This is a genomic window from Nostoc sp. JL23 (assembly GCF_017115065.1).
Taxonomy (GTDB): Bacteria; Cyanobacteriota; Cyanobacteriia; order Cyanobacteriales; family Nostocaceae; genus Nostoc; species Nostoc punctiforme_A.
Map to the genome: position 1 here is coordinate 62,413 of NZ_JABXKN010000111.1, position 21,922 is coordinate 84,334.

Sequence of the window (21,922 nt, forward strand, 5' to 3'; positions counted from 1 at the left end):
TCCTAATTCCCATGTCCTTTGGACGTAGGGAAGGGGGTTGGGTTCTCTACAATTTCACTCCCCCCTGCTGTAACTTCTTAAACGGGTCAAGCAGAAAATCAATAACCCGACGCTGACGCACAATTACCTCTGCCGTCGCCGTATCCCCAGGATGCAAGGCAATACATTTATTAGCTGAGGGAATACAATTTTGTTTTAGGGCAATTTCCAAATCATAAGCTGCTACCTTTCCATTAGGTGTTTCCACCTCTATAGTAGTAGGAGAAATCTCTAACAATTCTCCTTCCACTATTCCATAATCCTGAAACGGATAAGCATCAAACTTTAACTTGACTGGCAATCCTCTTCGCAAAGAACCACTCTCAGTTGTCGCCATTTGCGCCCGAATTACTAAAGGCGAACCTTGCGGTGCAATCTCCGCAATCATTGTTCCAGGCTGCACTACAGACCCAGCCCGTTGTATTGGTAGCTGAAACACTCTACCATTCACGGTGGCTCTTAACTCTCGTTGTCCTAACTGAAATTTTAATGAGACAATCTGACTCTTACTTTGAGCAATTTCTGCCTGAAGTGTAGTAATTTCTGTCTCTAAATTCTTCTGTTGTTCGTCGATTTTGAGCAGAGCTAGCTTGCTGGAACGAGTTAAGGTCTGATAACTCCTTTCCTGCTCTTTCAGTCGCAACTGTGCCTGTTCAATATCTGCATTTGCTTGCCGAATAGTCCGCTTATAACTACTCTGTTGTTCTACCAAACGTAGTTTAGCCTGCTGAATATCTGACTGATTTTGTTCGTATAACTGTTGCTTGTCTTTAGCTATATCTTGCTTTTCCACAACGTTAATTTCTGGAACAACTCCTGACTGCCAAAGACTGCGATAGCGTTCAACTTCCCGCTCGGTACTTGCTAAACTACTGTTTACTAACTTATTAGCAGTTTGACTATGCTCAAGAGTTTGCCGTGCCTGATTGACTTGAGCTAATTTTTCGTCTTTTTGTAAATCATAGGAATTCCTCAGAGCATTCATATTCTGTCGCGCTTGAGCAATTTGAGCCTGCTTTTCTAACTGTTGAGATTGGTTTTGTTGCTGTTGAGTTGTCAAAGATACAACTAACTGACTTTTAGATGAATTTAACTGAGAAAGGCGATTTAAGTGTCCCTCCAATTTATCCTGTGCCTGCCGCAATTCTGCTTTAACTAACTCCGATTCCAACACCAATAAAGTCTGCCCAGCTTTAACTAAATCACCTTCCTTGACTCGAATTTCGGCAACAGTACCTGCCACAGCAGCATCCAGTCTAACTGTCTTTCCCTTTGGCTCAAGTCGCCCTCGTGCTGTACCCGTTTCATCCACCTTAGATAGCATCGCCCAAGGTAAAATAATCGACACAAACACCACCAAAAAATACAGCAATCCCCTTGTCCAAACCTGGGGCAAACTATCAAGTAAATCTTTGGTTGCGTAAGCCCAATCATCAGTTGAGCTAGCTGGTGTTTGCTCCCTTAAAACTTCGTCGTACTGTTCTACCTCATAAATTTGGGTTTGAACTCTTCCATTTAATGTGTTTGGCATAATTTTTCCTGATATAAATTTTGGATTTTGGGAGATAACAAAAGTTTCCTGCTTATCTTCTTTTTTCACCCCGCAACATCCATCTGCTGATGATTGAGATAAAAATAATGTCCTCGCTTGGCCATCAACTCTCGGTGAGTCCCACTCTCAATCAACACGCCGCGATCCAGCACTAAAATCAAATCTGCATTTCGTACAGTTGAAAGGCGATGGGCAATTACTAAGGTGGTTCTACCCTGAAGAATTGTGTTTAAATTCGTCTGAATAATCCTTTCTGACTCTGCATCCAGATGAGAAGTCGCCTCATCCAAAATCAACAGCTTGGGATTGCCTAACAACGCTTTAGCGATCGCAATTCTTTGTCGCTGTCCTCCAGACAACATCCCCCCTCCTTCACCAATCTGGGTTTCATAACCCATAGGTAACTTTTTAATAAACTCATCAGCACCCGCCAATCGCGCCGCCTCAATTATCTCTGCCAAAGTTGCCCCAGGATGTGCCAAGCTAATATTTTCCCGAATCGTTCCGCCAAACAAAAAGGTATCTTGGTCAACTACCCCAACTTGCTCGCGTAGAGAACGCAACGAAAGGCTGGTAATATCCTGTCCATCAATCAACACTTTGCCATCTGTGGGGGGATATAATCCCAAAACCAGCTTAGAAATCGTGGTTTTCCCCGAACCACTCCGTCCCACCAGGGCAACCATTTGCCCACTGTGGACTTCAAAACTGAGATTTTCCAAAACATTGATATCGCTTTCAGGGTGATACCGAAACGTCACGTTGTCAAAGCGAATGTTACCTTGAATGGGTGGTAAAGATTGCCGCACCTGGTGCTGCAAATCCTCTTCTGGTTCCGCATCCAACACATCATTTATCCGTTCCACCGCAATCACCACTTCTTGCAATTGATTCCACAAAACTGTTAATCGTTGGAAGGGTCTAATAATATTTCCCAGCAACATATTAAATGCCACCAGTTGCCCAATGGTTAGCTGGTTGTGAATTACTTGGTATGCCCCAAACCACAGCAAGATGGTAGTTACCACTGCTTCAATTGTGTTGCTAAATATTTGCAGGCGATTGCTGATAATTTGCCCGGAAAAATTAGTTTTGATTTCTTTACTCAATAACTCTTCCCAATGCCAACGCACTGTCTGTTCTACTGCTGTAGATTTAACTGTTCGCACACCAGAAAGGACTTCAATCAGATAGCTACTTTCATTAGCAACAGCATTAAATATTTCTCTAGAAATCTTTTGTAAAAAAGGTGTAGCAATCAATGCCAGCAGGAAAAAAGGCGGTATAATCACCAACACCAACAACGCCATTTTCCAGCTGTACCAAAACATCAATCCTAAATAGATAAAGACAGTGACTAAATCTAGCAGAATGGACAACGCCTCACCGGAGAGGAAACGTTGAATTTTACGGTTTTCCTGTACACGAGAGATAATATCCCCTACATAACGCGACTCAAAGTAACTCAACGGTAGCCGCAGGGTATGGCGAATAAATCCGACAATTAGTGCTAAATCAAGCTTATTCGCCGTGTGGTCTAACAGATATTGCCGCAACCCTGTCATCGCCACACGAAATAAACTAAAAATTAGTAATCCTAACCCCACCGCCGTTAAGGTTAGTTCAGAACGCTGCACCACTACGCGGTCTAAAATTAACTGGGTAAATAAGGGAGTAACAAGCCCAAATATCTGGATAAATAAGGAAGCGACAAACACTTCCAGCATCACTAAAGAGTGAGGCTTCATTAATTCAAAGAATTGCCAAAATGGGGTAGAAGTCTCTTTAGTATCCTTGAGCATTGCTGTCGGTTGCAGCAGCAATGTGTAACCAGTCCAGTTAGCTTTAAATTCGGCGTGGCTGAGGGTGCGTTGACCAATAGCGGGGTCGGCGACAATTACGTGTTTGGGGGTAATTTCGTAGACAACTATGTAATGCTTGCCTTCCCAGTGAGCGATCGCAGGCAATTTTTGCTTCGCTAATTGGTCAAGACTCGCTTTCACAGGTCGCGTGGCAAACCCAATACTTTCCGCCGCCGCCGATAACCCTCGCAGTGACGAGCCATTGCGGTCAACATTGGCGATATCCCGCAGGCGATTTACACTAAAGTTTTTCCCCCAATAGCGAGACACCATCACTAAACAAGCTGCACCGCAATCCGATCCACTCTGTTGGGCAAAAAACGGATAACGCCGAATCACACGCTGTAATAAATGCCCGACTCGCTGCGTGGAGTTGGGAAAATAGGCTTTGCTAATCTTTTTCTCGCGTGGCTCTATTGCTGGCGTTGACAAAATCTTTGTTTCATGCAGTGGTTTTGAGTCAGATGGCAGTACTAGGGGGTTATCTGAGTCCACCTGTTGGGGATTACGAGATAGCGCCTTAGCCCACAAATGCTCCCGAATTTGGGGATATCTAGCCATCAATGGCCATAACACTTCACCCGAAACAAAGCACAGTTGCAAGTTTACTGAAGCCCTTGCAGCGTAAGCTTTAAAGTCACCTTCCTTAAATAAGGTAAATTCCCCAAATGAGTCACCTGCTTCCAAAGTAGCGATTAACTCATCGGCGCTATCCAGCAACCTGACCTTACCAGCGATCGCAATATAAATTCCTGGTTGGACATCAGTTCCTTGCCAGAATTTGCCAACTTTCGGGTTGATAAATTTAACTTGTTGAAGATAGTGTTGAAATTCCTCTGTCGAAAGAGAATAACCCAGAGTATTGTTGAACTGTTCCAGAAAAATCAACTGAGCAGATATATCTTGCGCCATAAATGTCTGAATCCTTTCCTAATTTTGGAAAGTTAATAGGTAAAAATTCGGTATCATCTGGAATAGCTGCGGATTTGAGATCGCTAATCAAAATTTTGGGACTCTTAGTCTGCTCATTGCTGTTTGCTTCAGAATTGCTGGGTTTTGGTAGTGTGGATAATCCCATCTGTTTGAGCAGTCGCTTGATATGGCGATCGCTCACTTCAATCCCAAATTCTTTCGCTAGATGTTTCCCTAACCAGTTTGTTGTCCACCGACGAAAAGAATAGCCATGATCGCGGGGACTACTTTTAATCAGTTCTTTCAAACGTTCTAAATACTCGTCATTTACTGCCTTCGGGCGACCAATGGGGCAATCTTGCCATTGGTGCGCCATCCCTGTCCGCGCTATGTGCATCCAATGCCTTGCTGTTGCTGGACAACACCCCAAAATTCGACAAATTGATCTTTGGGTTTTTCCTTCATCTGCCAACAACATGATTTCAATTCGTTGACGGTAAGATTCAGGTAAACTTTTTTCCAAACTTGCTAACAGTAATTTCCGCTGAAATGATGTTAAATACTTACTGTTAGTTACATTTATGTATCTTGTTTCAATTTTACTTTGGCAGTCCGACATACACGTATAATTAAGTAGATTTGTGGACACACAAATGTCTTCTGAACGATGCGTAATTTTGCAATATCTCTAAAAGTAGAGATATTGCAAAAGCTAATTTTTTTGCACCTGTAATACTTATTACTATTTATTTTTTATTTTATGCAAAAAGTAAGTACACTAAGTAATATCTTTTACAACGGCTTTTAAGTATTCTTTTTGTAAGCCTATATTAGGCTACAAATCCAATTTGTAAATTCCGAAAATAGTCGTTAAATTTTAGTAACCTTTTTGTAAAGATAAATTTTCTCTGAGAAGAGAAAAAAGTTATAACTGACTCGCCATTGCCACGGATGAAAATTCGTTTGAGAACTCGCATACGTAAGGTCACAATATATTTATTGTGCCCCAATAATGAACTGTATTCCCCATATATAAAAATTGCTGTAACCGCTTAAACTTCTAGTAAAGGAAGGGTGACGGTAAAAATTGTACCGACTCCAACTTGACTATTAACTACGATTTCGCCCCCGTGTGCATCGACACACTTGTACCAGTATATTCATCCCGCGTGTGTAAGCGCTGAAAAATGACGAAAATGCGATCGCACCAAAGCAGCTTGATTCTGACTACTGAATTCTTCTTCAATCAAATCCAAGAGTTGAACCACATTCGCAGCTTGTAACCCTCAGTAGAGAGGGGTAAACCCAAATAAATGGGCATCCAGAAAATAAAAGCAGCCAGAATGATAAAAGTAATGGTGACACCTAGCGCTCGGAGTTGTTGATAATAACTACAAAGACACCGATCGACAAACCAAGTGATCGCTAAAAATACAAATACTACTGCACACATATAGTGGTAGATAAAAACGCACCTTGTCACTTTCACCCAAGGTAATAAGTTAGCAGCATAATTTATAACTAAATACAAGGCAATCCAAGTATCAACGCTAAGAGTTGCAGGCACAGAAAAACGCTTTTCTTTCACCCAAGGAATTGCCACTTGCGACACCAGCATCCCTATTAAAAACAACATGGCAGCAACACCAAACCACCATAAAAATGGATTACCCATTGCATGGACATCATAAACAACTTGTCCAGCACCAGCAGGTAAAGGAGGCCCCATTACAGGTAACGGCTCGGTGATACTTTCAGCTGTTTGATAATAATATGCCATTGGCCGAGTCATCAAAGGCCATTTATACCAAGCAGCGCAGTAAGGATGCACGTTAGGACTATTACCACCTAGATGTAAGTGAAACTTCAAAATTTGCTGATGTACTGCAATAAATCCATAAGTTTTATCTAGTTGAAGGTGGGGAATCCAGATGATGCTGTAGATAAAAGCTGGGATAATTCCTAGATAAAACAGCATCTGAAAAATATTTAGCTGAGTCAAGTTTTGTAGTGGTGTCTGAGATAAGGGCGATAAAGGGGATGGTGGAGAATAAGTACTAACCCCTAACTCCTGCCTCTTACCTTCTGCCTCCTGCTCTAATAAGGGGGATCTAAAAAAGAATTTGGAGTTAGAAAAAGAATGTATCAAATGAATTAGCCAAGCTGCTATCCAAATGAAATAAGCGCCTGATAAGAACCATAAACCATTCCACTTAGTACCAACTGATGCACCAAAACCAATACCAGCAAAAACTAACCAAAAAGAACGTCGCCGATTTTGATTATCTAATGCCAATAATAAAAACCAGTGCCCTAACAAACCAAAAATGACGATATAAATATTACTTAAAGCATACCGAGACTCAACTAGAAAAATACCATCACAAGCTGTGAATAATCCTGCAAGTATTGCAAAGGTACGACGATAGCTTAACTGATAAGCGATCGCAGCCACAACTACAGGAATAAATGAGCCTGTGAGGGCATTTAACCAACGATAAGTCCAAGGCGATCGCAATGAACCTGTCAGCCCATTCACGGTATCGTGCCAAAAAGGAATGTGACTGCCAATCCAAATGCCGATGCCAATCATATATTGACTTAACGGCGGATGAGCATTAAAAAATGGTGTATGCGTGAGATAATTATTACCAAACTTGGCAAAGTAAACTTCATCAAATACCAGAGTATTGAATCGCTCCAATCCCCAAAACCTCAAGGCGAGTGAGAGGATAAATATACCCAACAGCCCAATTCGGAACCATTTTTTGGTTATTGGGTATTGGGTATTGGGTATCGGGCATGGGGCATTGGGCATGGGTTAATAATCAGCAGAATATAGCGATCGCTATATTACAGGCAGCGATCCAGAAGTTCAACTACTGTTGGTTATGCGATGCCTGCGGCGGTAAGCTACGCAAATTCTGAATTTTTCCGCAGTTCTTCAGACCGGAACCCTAACACAAGGTCTCTAGCTGGCATAAATTACTCGAATTACAAATTACGAATTAGTACCCTCGACTTTTGCCACTTCCAACATCGTCTTTAAAACCGAATCTGGATTGAGACTAATCGAGTCAATTCCTTGTTCTACCAAAAACTGAGCAAATTCTGGATAATCGCTGGGTGCTTGCCCACAAATGCCGATTTTGCGATCGCATTTTTTCGCTGTTTCTATGACTATTTTTACCATTCGCTTAACAGCTGGACTGCGTTCATCAAATAATCGCGCTACTAACGCTGAATCCCTGTCTATCCCTAGTGTCAATTGAGTTAAATCATTAGAACCAATGGAGAAGCCATCAAATACCTCAGCAAATTCCTCAGCCAGAATCACATTACTGGGCAACTCACACATCACATAAACCTGCAAGTCGTTAACACCTTGCTTTAAACCATTTTTTGCCATCTCTGCTAAAACCAAACGTCCCTCGTCAGGAGTGCGACAAAAAGGAATCATTGGGATCACATTCGTCAAACCCATTTCTTCCCGTACCCGTTTGAGGGCATGACATTCTAAAGCAAAAGCTTCTCTGTAGCCTTCATCGTAGTAACGCGCCGCCCCTCGCCAACCCAGCATTGGGTTTTCTTCATGGGGTTCAAACTGTCGTCCACCTAATAAATTTGCATATTCATTACTTTTGAAATCTGAGGTTCGGACAATCACAGGTTTGGGATAAAATGCTGCGGCAATTCTACCAATGCCTTGAGCTAATTTATCTACAAAATATTGGGGTTTATCGTCGTACAATGAAGTAATATCAGCAATTTTAGCTTTGACAAATTCATCTTTTAACGAGTCATAGTGAATCAACGCCATTGGATGAATTTGAATTTGGTTAGCAATGATAAATTCTGTTCGTGCTAAACCTACGCCATCGTTGGGAATTGCCGATAAACTCAATGCTTCTTGGGGATTACCCACATTCATTAAAATTTTAGTGCGGGTGCGGGGTAAGTTTTCTAAAGGGACTTCTTTAACTTCAAAAGGTAATAAGCCTGGATAAACTTTTCCTTCTTCCCCTTCAGCGCAAGAAATTGTTACCTCTTGACCAGGTTTCAAGATTTCCGTAGCATTGCCGCATCCCACGATCGCAGGTACACCCAATTCTCGCGCAATAATTGCTGCATGACACGTGCGGCCTCCAGAATTGGTGACAATTGCACTAGCGCGTTTCATAATTGGTTCCCAATCGGGATCGGTTCTCTCTGTCACCAAGACTTCCCCGACTTGGAACTGTTCTAGTTTCTGAACATCTAAAATTAGGCGTGCTTTTCCCTGACTAATTGCTTCTCCAATTGCACTTCCTGTAACCAGAGGGATTGGGGATTGGGAATCAGGGAGTGAGGAGTGGGAATTTTCCCCATTCCCGATTCCCCATTCCCGATTCCCCAATACCAACCGATAACTCCGCAACACATTTCCCGTCTTCTGCGACTGGACGGTTTCGGGACGCGCTTGCACAATAAAAAGTTGGTTAGTAATCCCATCTTTTGCCCACTCGATATCCATTGGAGTGAAAATGCCGTGGACTTGGGAATAATGGTCTTCAATTAAACACGCCCAACTTGCTAGTTGTAAAATCTCTTCATCACTCAGAGCGAATTCACCTCTTTCACTAGGTGAAACCGAAACATTTTTCGTAAATTTTGAGCCGTCATCATAAATCATTTTCAGTTCTTTGCTGCCCAATTTTTTGTCGATAATTGGGCGGAAACCAGCTTTTAAAGTTGGTTTAAAAACATAATATTCATCGGGATTTACAGACCCTTGGACAACATTTTCACCTAAACCGTAGGCGGCTGTAATTAGTGCCGCATCCTTAAAACCTGTTTCTGTATCAATGGAGAACATCACCCCAGAGGTTGCTAAGTCAGAGCGCACCATTTTTTGCACACCCACAGCCAGAGCAATGCTAAAGTGGTCAAATCCCTTGGCGTGGCGATAAGAAATAGCGCGATCGGTAAATAGAGAAGCAAAGCATTTATGACAAGCTGCTAAAACTCCTTCGACACCGACAACGTTGAGGTAAGTTTCCTGCTGTCCAGCAAAACTAGCATCAGGAAGGTCTTCAGCAGTGGCGCTAGAACGGACTGCCACATCTGTGTCTGCATGGTACTGTTCACAGAGACTATGGTATGCTGTGGCGATCGCCTCGCGCAATTCTACAGGAAATGGTGTGTGGATTAATAGCGATCGCGCTTTTTTGCCGCGTTCTCGTAAATTTTTGACATCTTCAACATCCAAATCAGCAAAAAGTTTGCGTAGCTTTGCTTCTAACCCCGCTGATTGAATGAAATGACGATAAGCGTAAGCAGTAGTGGCGAATCCTGTGGGAACGTTAATGCCTTTGGGTGTTAGCTGTTGAATCATTTCCCCTAGTGAGGCATTTTTACCACCAACTACTGGGATATCAGCAATCCCAATTTCATCAAACCAGAGGATGAGCGATCGCTCTTGGGCAGCTAGAGACAAAGTGCTTTTTGATACTGTAGTCATAAATATTACCTTTTTAGTTTATACTCAACTTGTAAGTGCATAACTGCTACTATATTTATTTTTCCCATATTCAACTTGAGATTTTTGGTTCTGTCGCGGAGTTTGATATTTGGCGATGAAATACAAAATTATAAGCAATAAAAATTAACAATTATTCAGTTTAATAACTCGATTAAAATACCTGATCTAATACATGATGGCGCAGCTAGAACGACTCCTAAAAATGGCAGAAGATGGACTAACTGAATACAGCACTGATGCCCGCAAAATAGAAAAACTGCGCCGTAAAATAGGTTTAACAGTATCGTTAACAGAACAGCAGCAAGTGAAAGAGGTATTACTTGCTCAGATGAAATCTAATATAATTACCCAAGTTGTGGAAGAACAAAGACAAGCAGTAGCCTTACCATTTTGGGGAATTGCTGGATTGGGTTTGCTACTAGGAATTTCTTTAAATCAACCCATAGGCTTGTTAGCGTCTGTAGTTGGAACTGTATTAGCTTATAGAGTTCAGAAATGGGGTTGGAAATTGCAGGCAAATCGTTTATTGTTACAAACATTAGAAGATATTGAAACGCGTATTGCCCAACCCACTAAGTAACAATAAAGATGTATTTTTCAGATAAATTACCTACAACTTTTCGTATTTTATTATACCAAATAAGTAATTAATTACTTATTTCACATTTCGTCAGCACTTAACAATTCCTTTGGGATCACCATAGCAAAAAAATTAGATATTGGATTTAAGATTAGGTATTTATTAAGAAATACAGCAAGCAGAAGGCAGTCTTGCGTAAGCTTGAACTGCCCTCCGTCTTCATTCAATATCCTAGTTTGCGGGTAAAGAAGAGAAATTTAAAACTGATTCACCTATTTTTTACACAAACGATCTCAAAGATCGTCAGCAAAAATTTTAGTCATGTAATATTGGTTTTGTTTTCTCTAATCAACTAACGAGATCGGCGATCGCTTCTGGAGCAGGGACTACAGCTTCAGGCTGATAGCGGATGCCAGCTTGCTTGAAGCGACGTAAAGCCTCACCCAAGCGATCGCAGTCTGCAATCAAACTGATCCTGACATAACCCTCACCTGCAACCCCAAAGGCATTACCTGGAGTAACCACAACTCCTGTTTGCTGCAATACGTTCAGGGCAAAATCTGTGGAACCAACGCCAACGGGACACTTCACCCAAAGATACATCGTCGCCTTGGTTTTGGGAATATCCCAACCCAACTCTCCTAACCCTTGAATGAGGAAATCGCGGCGGGTACGGTAGCGTTGTTGTACCTCGTGCAAATACACATCTGGCAGTTGCAAAGCTGTCTCGGCTGCTGTTTGTAATGCTGCAAAAATGCCGTAATCCAAGTTAGTTTTCAGCGTCCGCAAACCTTGGATTACATGGCGGTTCCCCACGACAAAGCCGACGCGCCAACCAGCCATATTGTAAGTTTTAGATAAGGTGTGAAATTCCACACCAATATCTTTCGCACCAGGAATTTCTAACAAGCTAGTGGGTTGATAACCATCAAAAGCTAACTCGGCATAACATAAATCATGCACCAGCAAAATTTCATATTTGCGGGCGAAGGCGACGATTTCTTCAAAAAATTCGCGCGGGGCGGTGGCGGCGGTGGGATTGCTGGGATAGTTGAAATAGAGCATTTTGGCTTGTCTTGCAACTTCGTCAGGAATGGCAGCTAAATCAATTAACCAGTCATTTTCGGGTTTAAGAATCAAGCTGTGGATTTTGCCGCCAGCGATCGCCGGGCCACGGAAATGTGCCGGATAAGCCGGGGAAGGAACCAGAACTAAATCACCAGGGTTAACGTAGGCGAGTGCTAAATGAGTTAATCCTTCTTTAGAACCCAGCAATGGCAAGGCTTCGCTATCAGGATCGAGAACCACACCATAACGGCGATGATACCAGTTAGTAATTGCACGGCGGAAACTAGCTGTGCCCTCAAAGGGTGGATAACCGTGATTGGCGGGATCTTTTAAAGCTGTGATCGCCGCTTCTACTACTGGTGCTGGCGTTGCACCATCGGGGTTTCCCATACCCAAGTCAATTAAATCTAACCCTTGTTCTCGTGCTTTAGCTTTCAGTTCATCTAAACGGGCAAATACATAAGGTGGTAGTTTTTGTATGCGTTCTGCTGGGACAATCCAATTTAAACTCATAAAACCTCGTCACTCATTCCCTTGGGCGAAACTCGATTTGTAGTATCTCTACTATCTATAGGTGCAGTGGTAGAAACCATTGCCGCCATTAACTGTTCTGGCGCGACTTTAAACGGTAGTCGATGGATGTCAGAATTAGGAACTAGAGCCATTTCGGCGGCTGTTTGCAATTCGCCTAATGTAATATTGCCCAATCCCAAATCACTTAATTTTTGGGGTAGTCCAATTTCTGTGTAGAACTTTAACAGCTGTTGCCGTGCCGATGCTGCTAGTTGATTGCCTTGTAGCATTTCTTCTAAACGCAGTTGCACTAAAATCCCAAAAGCAACTTTTTCGCCATGAATACTGCCATGTCCTGAAATATGAGTTAAACCGTTATGCACGGCATGGGCGGCAACTGTGCGACACTGCGCTCCTCCCAGTCCCCCAACTACCCCAGCGAGTAACACAGTGGCATCTACCACTTCTCGCCAAACCTCACTACCTGGTTCTTCCAGGGCGGCGGCTGACTTTTGCAACATGATATCTCGCAAAACTCGTGCTTGTTGCACCGCAGCAATAATTAAAGTATCTTGCAAGTGTCCACTGCTAACTGAGGCTTCGTACCATTTAGCGATCGCATCACCAATTCCAGCTACTAAGGTACGTTGTGGTGCAGTTTTAATCAAGTCATAATCGAGTATCAATAAATCGGGACAACGAGATAGCCCCACATCGTAGAGAAAAGCCCCATCTTCCGAATAAACATTTGATAAGGCACTCCAAGCTGCACAAGTAGCGCCGGAAGTAGGAATTGTCACCACTGGTAGATGTAACTGCTGTGCGACTAATTTCGCTGTATCTAGGGCTTTGCCGCCACCAATACCGATAATGACATCAGCTTTATGTTCTTTTGCCTTCTTCTGTAAAGATTTCAGGCTAGCTTCGCAGCAATCTGCACCATAAGAAGCTTGGACACTATGTGACTGCTGCGCTTCTAAAACTGGTTGTAAATTTTGTTGGCTGATAGCGAGAGTAGACTTCCCTGCCACAATTAAGGGGCGACTTCCCAAACAGGCAATCTCTGCTGCGGCTGTTTGCAACACTCCAGAACCACGGATTACTTTTGCGGGAGAAACTGTGAGCGTAAAGAATGAACTAGAGGTTTGAGTAGACAAAGAAGGTTGAGTAGAAAAATTATTGGGCATATAATCTCGTTTGTCAAAACCTTGATATTTCTTAATCAAATAGACTGGCGTTCAAGGATACTTGTTGCCAAGCTGGTTTTTGGATGGCTCCAACCTGACACCCAGATCATCTGGATTTGAGCCAAGCAATTCAATAGACAAGTCCTGTTGCCGACCAATTGAGTAGTTTGACGACATTGCTTGAATCTATAAATACCCATTAACCTGAAATTCCGAACTATCAAAGTTTTGAATAACCGTATAATTAATTAACATTACCATTGTCAGATTATCAAGAAAAGCAATCGATAGTTGATAACGTGTAGGCGATCGTGCTATTTCATGCAATCCTTAGCTACAGGTATATATGTAAAGGTATGCAAAGATATGCCCCTACAACCCCTTGATTTGCTGTAAAGAATTTTAAAAATGGCAACAGGGGCAATTAGGACAACAACTGACAAATCACAACTGTCAGTACCCATTACCCGCACGCTGATTAACCTTTTCCCACAGTATAACCACTAAAGTGTAAATATCTTAATCTAAATATAACTATTAATGTATCAGTAAATACAAAATAAATTTTGTCATCCTGATACCAGGTAAATTATTTTTGTTCTTTGTTCTTTGTTCTTTGGGCTTTGGGCATTGGGCATTGAAAATAGGCAGAAGTGCGGGGGGACAGAGGGGAAAACTCTTTTCCCTTGCTCTCTGCTCCCTGCTCCCCTGCGTCTTAAGCAGTTGGTTTTGGCAATTTGGCGAAATTTTCTGTGTAAATTTTGACTGTTACTGGGGAATTTTGATGAGAAACGAGCGATCGCTTAACCTCACCCAAGTAAACTGGGACAGAAATCCCTGTTTCCGGGTGGATAATAGTACGGGCGCGAACTGTCAAATTTCCGTCTTCCCGTGAACCTGAGCGACCATAAGAAAAGAGATTGCTAGCTGCTTGACGTAAAGTTGCTTCTAATTGTGTGGGTGTAATTTGGGGTGATGTGGCAATCACCGCTTGTGTTGAGCCATTGTCATAAACTAGAGTGTATCGAGTTGCTCCAGGAATCACAGTCCGACTCAAGGGGACTATTGAGAGTCCAAATAAACCAGCAGTCACCACCAGCATAAAGCCAGTCGTACCCACCAACCGAAAGCGGATGCCCCATTTGAGAATAAAAGCCAAAAATGTCAAGGCAGCAAATACCAAGGTAGCTATACCTGACCATTGGGTGTACTGAAGAAAGTTAGCTGTTGTGAGCATAAGGTTGGTTATGGAGGCGTCTTTTTTTCGTTACCGACACACCCATTTTACCGAGAGCTTACACCGATTACCTGTGAGGTTGCATAGATACAACAACTTGCTCAAGTCGCTTGTATCACCAAGCCTAATTTTTGTGCAGTTTCACAAAGACAGGACTTATGCAAAATAATGAAAAAACGAACCGCATACTCCTACGGAGAAGCAAGCTACGCGCAGCGTCTCGTTAGAGAAGGCGCAAAGGACACAAAGGAATGAGAGTTTCAGAGAGTTATTGCGTAAGTCCTAAAAGAATTGGTACTACACCATAAGGTTATCAGTCATAATAAAGTTTCAACTTCTGTTTAGCCTAAGTTTAGCGGTGAATGGAGTCAAGCTCAGAACAATTGAAACAGTTATACAGAGTCTTGATTTGCCTAACGCGAATGTATCTCTCGGTTTACCTAGTTAGCTTAGATGAGCGAACAGATAAGATCGTAGTAATAGCAGGTGAAGAGACAGTTTTAGTAATTAATCTAGAAGGAGAGGTTGATTATGAATAAGCCTAACTTTAGAGAAATGACACGCAAGCAATTGCGAGATTATATCTTAAAAAATCGTGGCGATACAGAAGCAATTCACGCCTTAGCATTACACATTCAGTCTAATGGCAAACGTCTTAATTCAGTAGATGAGCTACAACAAATCATCCAAACAAAGCGTAGCCAAGGCTTAGATCCATAGCAAAAAACGTGTAATCACTCCGTTAGGGAGTAATACGATTTTGTTAAGTTGTAGCTAATAAATCTGGGAAATAAATTTCTTGACAAAATTTCCCCGCCTCCCTATTTTTCCTAGAACAGTATTGGTTCGCCAGAGACGATATGGGAATTTTTAGATGTCTGCAACCTAGTTTGAATACTATCAATTATTGCTAGCCAATCAGCATCTCTATTCCATTCAGAGTGAATCCTGGTTTTAGTTGTTGCGTCGTAGAGGTTACAAAAAACCACATTTTCTTCTCCAGCAGTTGCAGCGATAATCAAGGGTTTGGAAAAATCCTGGATTAGTGATGCAGCTAAAAGAAAACTTTTAGCAAAGTTCGTTTCTCTCCCAGTCCTAATAATATAAACTTCATCCGCTCTAACAACGATGTCTAACTTATTGTTGTCTTTTTCTTTAAATTCTTTCGTCGTTAATTTAAGTTCGGATATATACCCAGTCAACCCTGTTTGTTGTACAGGAATAGTTTTATCATTATTGTAGTTATACCACAAGTATGATTCCCCGCTTAATTCTCCTTTTTTCACATATAAATAAATAGGTTCTGGAGGGTTACAAAGACCTAGTTTAATTTCAGCAATCATGTTTTATGTTCCTTTGTCAAGGATAAAATTTTTCAGATATTGCGTCAAATTCAATCTTTTTAAGATAGTGTTTAACTGAATAAAAATAATAAATATACAAAAGGGCATCTACAAGAGATGCCCGTCATGCAGGAAAACCCCAAAGGGGTGTCCCTACACCTTCCCAACAATCAGCAACAGTGACTAATTAGGTATTAGTCACACTCACAGACGTGAATGTAACAATCTTATTAACTTAAAACTCTCAATGTCCCCAGTGCATACACTGAAAAAACTAATAGCTAATTTTGATGAGACGCGAGCCTGTCTTTTTCGCGATCGCGATATACTACTCCAGAAATAGCAGCCAAAATTAGCCATGAAAGCGCATTCAAACGGAAATCGAAGAGGGTTACATCTACTGTATTCAATAAAATCCACCCAACAAAGGATAAAAGATAACTGAAAAATATCAATTTGTCTCCTGCATTTATATATTTTGACTTTTGCAGTAGTTGGACACTGATAATCAAAATCCAAGCTAGTAAGCCACAAAATAAAAAAGCACTGGGAAAACCAGTTTCAGCAGATAACATCAAAAACAAGTTATGGGGATGACCCAAGGGAATCTGCATCTTTGCTTGGTAAAGTGTACTAAAACTACGTAACCCCCAACCAGTCAAAGGATGTTGTTGAGCTAAAGACCAGGCAAACTCCCACTGAGTTTTTCGCATTAAAGCGACTGGTCTATCTGGATACATATCGTCATTTAACCTTGCCCAAAAGAAGGCAGGAACTACCCAGCGAAAAATGTGAGCGATTGTTGAGGGAGCAAAAGCTGCCAAAAACACACTAGAAACGATTGCAGCAACGCTACCTACAAGAATGCGCCAACCTTGGTAGAGTGCATAAGCTAAACAGGCAAAAATAGCGATCGTCCACCCATTACGCGAGTTGGTGAAAATTAAGGCAATGAAATTTGTAATCACTGCCACGGTTAGGAAGATAAAGGCAACTGGAGAGTGTGGTGCAGTAAGTCTTTCCCCTCTGCCCCTCTGCCCCTCTGCCCCTCTGCCTCTGATGCTCAATCCCCAATAACTCATCCCTAATCGCCATTGTTCGATCCATAACCCTAGACTAAGGATGAAAACTATTACTAGATAAGCTGCGAAGGTATTAGCGTGCAAGAAAAGTGAAGCGATACGACCTGGTGGGTTTCCGCCTGGTCTGATTGTCCAACTAAACACAACCCACACAAACTGGAACTTGAAACTCCAGCCTAAAAATAATTGTCCCAAGCCCATAATTGCTACTGGCATGGAACCGATCGCTAAAGCCCAAGCCATTTGCCGCAATTGGGCAAATGTTTGAATCAGAGCGCTATGGGCAGCGAAAAGTAAAAAGAATGGTAATAAATTAAATAAGCCGAGGAAAGCTGCTGTTTTGTCCTGGGCAAACCCAGCACTCACGATCAGTAATACACTCAACAGGGCAAATCCCCAGTTAAGGGGGCGGTGATTAATTTTGCGGGATTGTTTCAGCCAAGTTATTAATGAGACAAAACCTACAGTCACAGCCCCTACTAAAGGACTCAATGGGAAGATTAACAGTGCCCATAGAGAGTAGTTCCAAGAAGATTGCCAACGAGACTTGAAATAGTTAAAAACTTTGTTCAAGCTGGCTCCCAACATTCCTCACGAGTGAGGCGAATTTGAGCTAAGGCGAAGATGGTAGGAATAATTCGACCATAGTTAGTAGCGATCGCTCTCCAGCCTAAATCCGCAATAAACCAAGTCCACATCATTGGGCCAATTACGGCAAACATCGTGCGGGCTGCCCCATAACGAGCTGCACTTACTGTCATACCCCGTTGCGCCATTTGCATCGTTACATAACTTTGAAATTGCGTTGCAGCTGCTTCTGTGCCTGTAATCGCCGCTTGTTTGGCTACTTCATAAGTAGCAAAGTGGATGGCAAATTGACGGGCAATTTGCTTCAGTACAAGTGGCTGAAGAAGAGAAGTAACCGCGATCGCACTACCGCCTTTGAAAAGTAAACCCAATGGGTCACGTTGTAATAAAAGTGGTAGGGGTTGTTTTAGTTCTGATTTGAGCAGCTGACGCTGCACCTGTACAGTCAATTTTTGCTTTTCCTGTTCCGGTAATTTTTTCCACACCTGTCCTAGTAGATGCAAAAATACTTCTGCTTCTAAATCAATAGTTGCCAGCTGATGAGAATAGGGAATTTTTAGATACTTACATACTTGAACTAACGCTTGTCGGTAAGTTACTTGGCCTGTACGTCCCCGTAATACTGTCATCCCATCTGCCGCCAAAAAACGAAAGCGGCCCTCTAGTGCATCTAACCAAGCTTTGCGGTCTTGGCTTTGCACTTCGATGGGTTCGGGTGTGTGTACATAGTCTAAGGGATTGAACTTACGACTAAATAGAATTGCCGTTAAATCTTGCAATTCTTCTTCGGTCGCTAACTCTAGCGCCGCCCTCATTTCATCCAATTTCCCTTCCTCCCTTCCGTGCAGCTTTCTGTACCTTATTCTACTATTAGCTTTCAGCAGTCATTAGTAGTAATTTTGTCCTTTGATAATAACCAATAACTAATGACCATAATTAACTAGGGACTATTGACTCATGACTGATATTGCAGTGATTGGTGCCGGAATTACCGGTTTAGTCTGCGCCCAGCAGCTAAGTCAAGCTGGATATTCGGTGGTAGTAGTGGAAAAGTCGCGTGGTTTGGGAGGAAGACTAGCTACACGCCGCTTGCATGGAACTTTGGCGGATCATGGGGCTTGTTACCTGAAGCCAAAGGGTGAATTGTTGGGACGTTTTGTGGAGATATTGCGATCGCGCCATATCCTAGAAGTTTGGACAGAGGAGGTTTACGAACTCACAGCAGGTGTTCCTTTATCTGAACCCAAAAACCGCAGTCCGCGTTATGTTGCACCTGGGGGAATGAGTGCGATCGCTAAATCCCTCGCCCCAGGTTTAGAAATATTACTGAATCAGCGTGTTATCGCTATTACTCAAACTCCCGAAAATAGCTGGCGTCTGACTCTGGAATCTAGCAATGAAGAATTAACTGCAAAAGCTATAGTTGTCGCCATTCCTGCACCCCAAGCTGTGATGCTGTTGGAACCTTTGAGTGAAAGTGGATTGGATGCAGTTTTTCTTGATAACTTGCGTTCTGTAGAATTTTATCCTTCGATTAGTGCGATCGCTGGATATCTTCTCACATCTCAACCCCTCCCTCAGTGGAAAGCCGGAACTTTTGTGAATGATGCTGATTTAGCATGGATTGGTTTAGACAGTAGCAAGCGTCCTAACCCTCAACAACCACATTTCGTGGTGCAAAGTAGCGCTGATTTTGCCCAACGTCATCTAGAATCACAGGATTTACAACCTGCCGGACAATATATGTTGCAACGAGCAGCTGAATCTCTGTCCCTTCCTTGGCTGAATACTCCCGAATGGATGCAAGTACATCGTTGGCGTTACGCCTTTCCTAGCCGTCCTTGGCACGAAGCTTTTTTGTCTACCGAAACTCCCTTACCTTTAGTTTGCTGTGGTGATTGGTGTGGCGGCAATCTTGTAGAAGGTGCGATGCTTTCTGGATTAGCTGCGGCTGATGAAATTAATAATCAGTTACGTCATCTACCTTTTGATAATATGAACTTTTTTAACGTTTTCACCTGATCATTTCATCTGTCGCTAGACTGATTTTGCACTATAGTGAGTCGGTATTTTTATAACTGACTAAATCAAAGTGCAACAGATAAGTTTTTTAGATGAAATAGCAAATTTTGTCGCAAACCTAAAAAGTGATGTCAATTACCCTAAACGCTTAACTTTATGAAAAACTTGTTCCTAATTCAAGTTGTTTGATTATTGTTAATTTTGATCCCCTAGCATTAATGCTGCGTTTTATGTAGATTTATCCCAAAATGGCAGAAATTTTAAATAATTAGGATTATAAATATAAAATGTCGGTAAATTACCAGCTGATTGGACGCTGTTTTAATAAGTCAGGCTGTGAGGCAGTATAAACTTTAACTAAAATAAGCAAAGCCAAATGTCTGAGATTTTACCAAGATAAGAAGCTAGTTTCAGGGAGATTGCAGCTATCAGTTAAAAGTAAGTTAACTGATTTTAATTAAGACATTGCCATCTAAAAAAATTATTTTCTCCACCAAGTATTGACTTGAGTAAAAAAGGAGTTTAAAAATCATGAAAACGGTAGTAAATTTAACAAAACAATCAATAGTGGGAGAAATTGAAAGTATTTTGAATACATATCCATCCCATCCATATCAACAAGCCTTTGCGATTCCTGATTTACGCCAAGAGCTAATTACTTTCGTTCTCAACCGCATTCCCTCCTTTTACAGCGTCATGTCTGATGAACAGATTCCAGCAGAGGCTGAACCAGGAAGCTTGGCTTATTATAAATTGCCTCGTAAACCCTTAGAACAGCAACTACATTTACAGAATTTGATTCACCAAGGTATTTGTCTAATTGTTCAAGAAAAGTCAGATTGGATTAGCCATCGTGTTTGTGAAACAGTTCAACCCGCTTGTGAACCTTCTCACTGGTTTGGTTAATAGTTCTAACGAGATTTGGCTCTCTGCTGAGATATCATAACGCCCGCAGTGAATTTTGAATTTTTGAGCTAATCCCACAGCCTTTAGTCGTGGGATTAGCTCAATATTTTTTTAAGTAGATTCCTCTTGAGGTGTAAAATTTGACAATTACTAAGTTAAAAGGATATTCCCAGGATATGAGAAAAATAACTGCTCTAATGCTAAGTATTTCCGTGACTGTCGGGGTGGAAGCATTAACACCTAAAGTCACTAATGCCCAGTTGTTTTACCCACCAGCAAGCGATCGCCATTCATTAATGGTAATAGGTCAAGGGGTAGTAAGAGTGCCAGCAGATACAGCGGATATTGAGTTGGTATTCAGTAGTGGGGGTAGCAATGATGAGTTACAAACGCAACCATCATCTCTACCCGAAACCCGCCGCATATCCTCACCCTCCGGGTTCGGCAGTCCCTCTTTGTCGGAACAACAAGACCGGGCTGCCTCACCAACTTTAGTTTTTAATTACAAAACAGCAGCAGAACCTTTACCAAACAAAAAATCCCTAACTAAAGCAACTCTTCAGCCTGTAGTGGATAGCTTAGTTGCTAAAGGCATTAGGGCTGATAAAATTCAAGTGCAAATTAACCCTAATGCCAGTGAAAATAACGCCAAGATATTGGTGAGACTAGAAAAACCAACGCGCGATCGCGTTCAAGAAATTGTTGCTACAGCGAACAAGTCCACGAGCCAGATTGAAAACCTTTCTGTCAAGAGTGTGGGTGTTGAGTATGCAGTAAATGACTGTCAGGCTTTGCAGAGTTCAGTTTATCAATCAGCGATGAAAGATGCTCAAAGCCGCGCTAAGGCTTTAGCAACTGCGATGGATGTTAAACTTAGTACTCCTTCTGTCGCCGAGCCATTTTACACATTATTTTATCCCTCATGTAGTTCTAAAACTGGAGTTCCTTTACCGTCGTTTGCTAGTTTTTTATTATCACCAGCTTATAATCCAGATGCCCCAGCAGAGGTTGAAATGAAAAAGGATATTTTTGTGACGTATACAACGAAATAAACATTTATATTTAGTGCGATTGCACTTTGATTTAGTCAAAATTGGAAGTGCGATCGCTTAACTATTTTGTCTTGATTGTAAAGACTGACTTTTATGACTAAGTTTACAAAATATCAATTGTACTTCTTACTTATTCAAGTACTATTTTGCTTTTTCATTCTAGCAATCTATAGAAAAATCAAATATTCACTTGAGTTGAGACTAGTTTCCGGTGCGAAACTGCTGATTTCAAACTCCAGTAATGAAAAAACTCCAGAAGTGTTTGTGGCAAATCTGGAGTCAGGAAAGATACGCATTTACCTATACCAAATTTTCACCCTGAGAAAATCCTACGTCATCAGGGTATACACTCAAATACAGATAAAAGTGTTTGAGGATTCTCATTTACACACCTTCTCTGTGAGAAGTAACGCAAAACAGCCCCAGATAAGCTGAGGCTGTTTTGCGAGAGTTGTTTG

At 41.8% G+C, this 21,922-nt stretch carries 17 protein-coding genes; 6 read left to right on the plus strand and 11 right to left on the minus strand.

The annotated features are described in order from the left end of the window. Positions 1–46 precede the first annotated feature (46 nt). The 4 genes from HWQ42_RS22850 to HWQ42_RS22865 form a co-directional block, all read right to left on the minus strand. Positions 47–1,570, minus strand: coding sequence for an HlyD family efflux transporter periplasmic adaptor subunit (locus tag HWQ42_RS22850; protein WP_292816372.1), 1,524 nt, complete (start codon positions 1,568–1,570; stop codon positions 47–49). 65 nt (positions 1,571–1,635) lie between these two features. After that, entirely contained in the window at positions 1,636–4,365 is a 2,730-nt protein-coding gene (locus HWQ42_RS22855) for a peptidase domain-containing ABC transporter (protein WP_292816374.1), read from the minus strand. Further along, entirely contained in the window at positions 4,259–4,888 is a 630-nt protein-coding gene (locus HWQ42_RS22860; RefSeq protein WP_334955147.1) for a helix-turn-helix domain-containing protein, read from the minus strand. Before HWQ42_RS22860 ends, HWQ42_RS22855 begins: the two co-directional genes overlap by 107 nt. A gap of 723 nt (positions 4,889–5,611) precedes the next feature. Beyond that, on the minus strand, positions 5,612–7,183 hold the full coding sequence (locus HWQ42_RS22865; protein WP_292816376.1) for a phospholipid carrier-dependent glycosyltransferase: 1,572 nt from the start codon (positions 7,181–7,183) through the stop codon (positions 5,612–5,614). Here HWQ42_RS22865 and HWQ42_RS22870 point away from each other — a divergent pair. Continuing rightward, positions 7,168–7,293 carry a hypothetical protein gene (locus tag HWQ42_RS22870; RefSeq protein WP_292729693.1) on the plus strand — a complete coding sequence of 42 codons (126 nt, stop codon included), beginning with the start codon at positions 7,168–7,170 and terminating at the stop codon, positions 7,291–7,293. The genes HWQ42_RS22865 and HWQ42_RS22870 overlap by 16 nt on opposite strands. Positions 7,294–7,366: 73 nt before the next feature. Here the strand turns inward: HWQ42_RS22870 and ppsA are convergent, their stop codons facing one another. After that, positions 7,367–9,865 (minus strand): phosphoenolpyruvate synthase, encoded by a 2,499-nt coding sequence (gene ppsA, locus HWQ42_RS22875; protein ID WP_292816378.1) that lies wholly within the window; start codon positions 9,863–9,865, stop codon positions 7,367–7,369. A gap of 196 nt (positions 9,866–10,061) precedes the next feature. On the opposite strand from ppsA, the gene HWQ42_RS22880 reads away from it, so the two are divergent. Further along, positions 10,062–10,466 (plus strand): hypothetical protein, encoded by a 405-nt coding sequence (locus tag HWQ42_RS22880; protein WP_292816417.1) that lies wholly within the window; start codon positions 10,062–10,064, stop codon positions 10,464–10,466. 348 nt (positions 10,467–10,814) lie between these two features. Here the strand turns inward: HWQ42_RS22880 and HWQ42_RS22885 are convergent, their stop codons facing one another. The 3 genes from HWQ42_RS22885 to HWQ42_RS22895 all read right to left on the minus strand — a co-directional run bounded on the left by HWQ42_RS22885 (position 10,815) and on the right by HWQ42_RS22895 (position 14,471). Next, positions 10,815–12,047, minus strand: coding sequence for an aspartate aminotransferase (locus tag HWQ42_RS22885; RefSeq protein WP_292816379.1), 1,233 nt, complete (start codon positions 12,045–12,047; stop codon positions 10,815–10,817). Then, positions 12,044–13,234 (minus strand): iron-containing alcohol dehydrogenase family protein, encoded by a 1,191-nt coding sequence (locus HWQ42_RS22890; protein WP_292816381.1) that lies wholly within the window; start codon positions 13,232–13,234, stop codon positions 12,044–12,046. Before HWQ42_RS22890 ends, HWQ42_RS22885 begins: the two co-directional genes overlap by 4 nt. A 715-nt stretch (positions 13,235–13,949) precedes the next feature. Next, positions 13,950–14,471: a Ycf51 family protein gene (locus tag HWQ42_RS22895; protein WP_292816383.1), complete on the minus strand. Its 522-nt coding sequence runs from the start codon at positions 14,469–14,471 to the stop codon at positions 13,950–13,952. A 531-nt stretch (positions 14,472–15,002) separates the two neighbouring features. On the opposite strand from HWQ42_RS22895, the gene HWQ42_RS22900 reads away from it, so the two are divergent. Then, positions 15,003–15,191, plus strand: a complete 189-nt coding sequence (locus HWQ42_RS22900; RefSeq protein ID WP_292816385.1) for a hypothetical protein — start codon at positions 15,003–15,005, stop codon at positions 15,189–15,191. A 110-nt stretch (positions 15,192–15,301) separates the two neighbouring features. On the opposite strand, the gene HWQ42_RS22905 is transcribed toward HWQ42_RS22900, so the two are convergent. The 3 genes from HWQ42_RS22905 to HWQ42_RS22915 form a co-directional block, all read right to left on the minus strand. After that, on the minus strand, positions 15,302–15,814 hold the full coding sequence (locus HWQ42_RS22905; protein WP_334812981.1) for a hypothetical protein: 513 nt from the start codon (positions 15,812–15,814) through the stop codon (positions 15,302–15,304). Between the two features lie 281 nt (positions 15,815–16,095). Further along, a complete protein-coding gene (locus HWQ42_RS22910; protein ID WP_292816387.1) occupies positions 16,096–17,484 on the minus strand; it encodes an O-antigen ligase in 1,389 nt (462 codons plus the stop codon). Further along, positions 17,466–18,308, minus strand: coding sequence for a YaaW family protein (locus HWQ42_RS22915; RefSeq protein ID WP_292729712.1), 843 nt, complete (start codon positions 18,306–18,308; stop codon positions 17,466–17,468). The genes HWQ42_RS22910 and HWQ42_RS22915 overlap by 19 nt, the downstream gene beginning before the upstream one ends. A 133-nt stretch (positions 18,309–18,441) precedes the next feature. Here HWQ42_RS22915 and HWQ42_RS22920 point away from each other — a divergent pair, with 133 nt between their 5' ends. The 3 genes from HWQ42_RS22920 to HWQ42_RS22930 all read left to right on the plus strand — a co-directional run bounded on the left by HWQ42_RS22920 (position 18,442) and on the right by HWQ42_RS22930 (position 21,464). Then, positions 18,442–19,506 (plus strand): NAD(P)/FAD-dependent oxidoreductase, encoded by a 1,065-nt coding sequence (locus HWQ42_RS22920; protein WP_292816389.1) that lies wholly within the window; start codon positions 18,442–18,444, stop codon positions 19,504–19,506. A gap of 531 nt (positions 19,507–20,037) precedes the next feature. Then, positions 20,038–20,412, plus strand: a complete 375-nt coding sequence (locus tag HWQ42_RS22925) for a hypothetical protein (RefSeq protein WP_292729718.1) — start codon at positions 20,038–20,040, stop codon at positions 20,410–20,412. Positions 20,413–20,609: 197 nt separating this feature from the next. Further along, positions 20,610–21,464: an SIMPL domain-containing protein gene (locus HWQ42_RS22930; RefSeq protein WP_292816391.1), complete on the plus strand. Its 855-nt coding sequence runs from the start codon at positions 20,610–20,612 to the stop codon at positions 21,462–21,464. Positions 21,465–21,922: the final 458 nt, after the last annotated feature.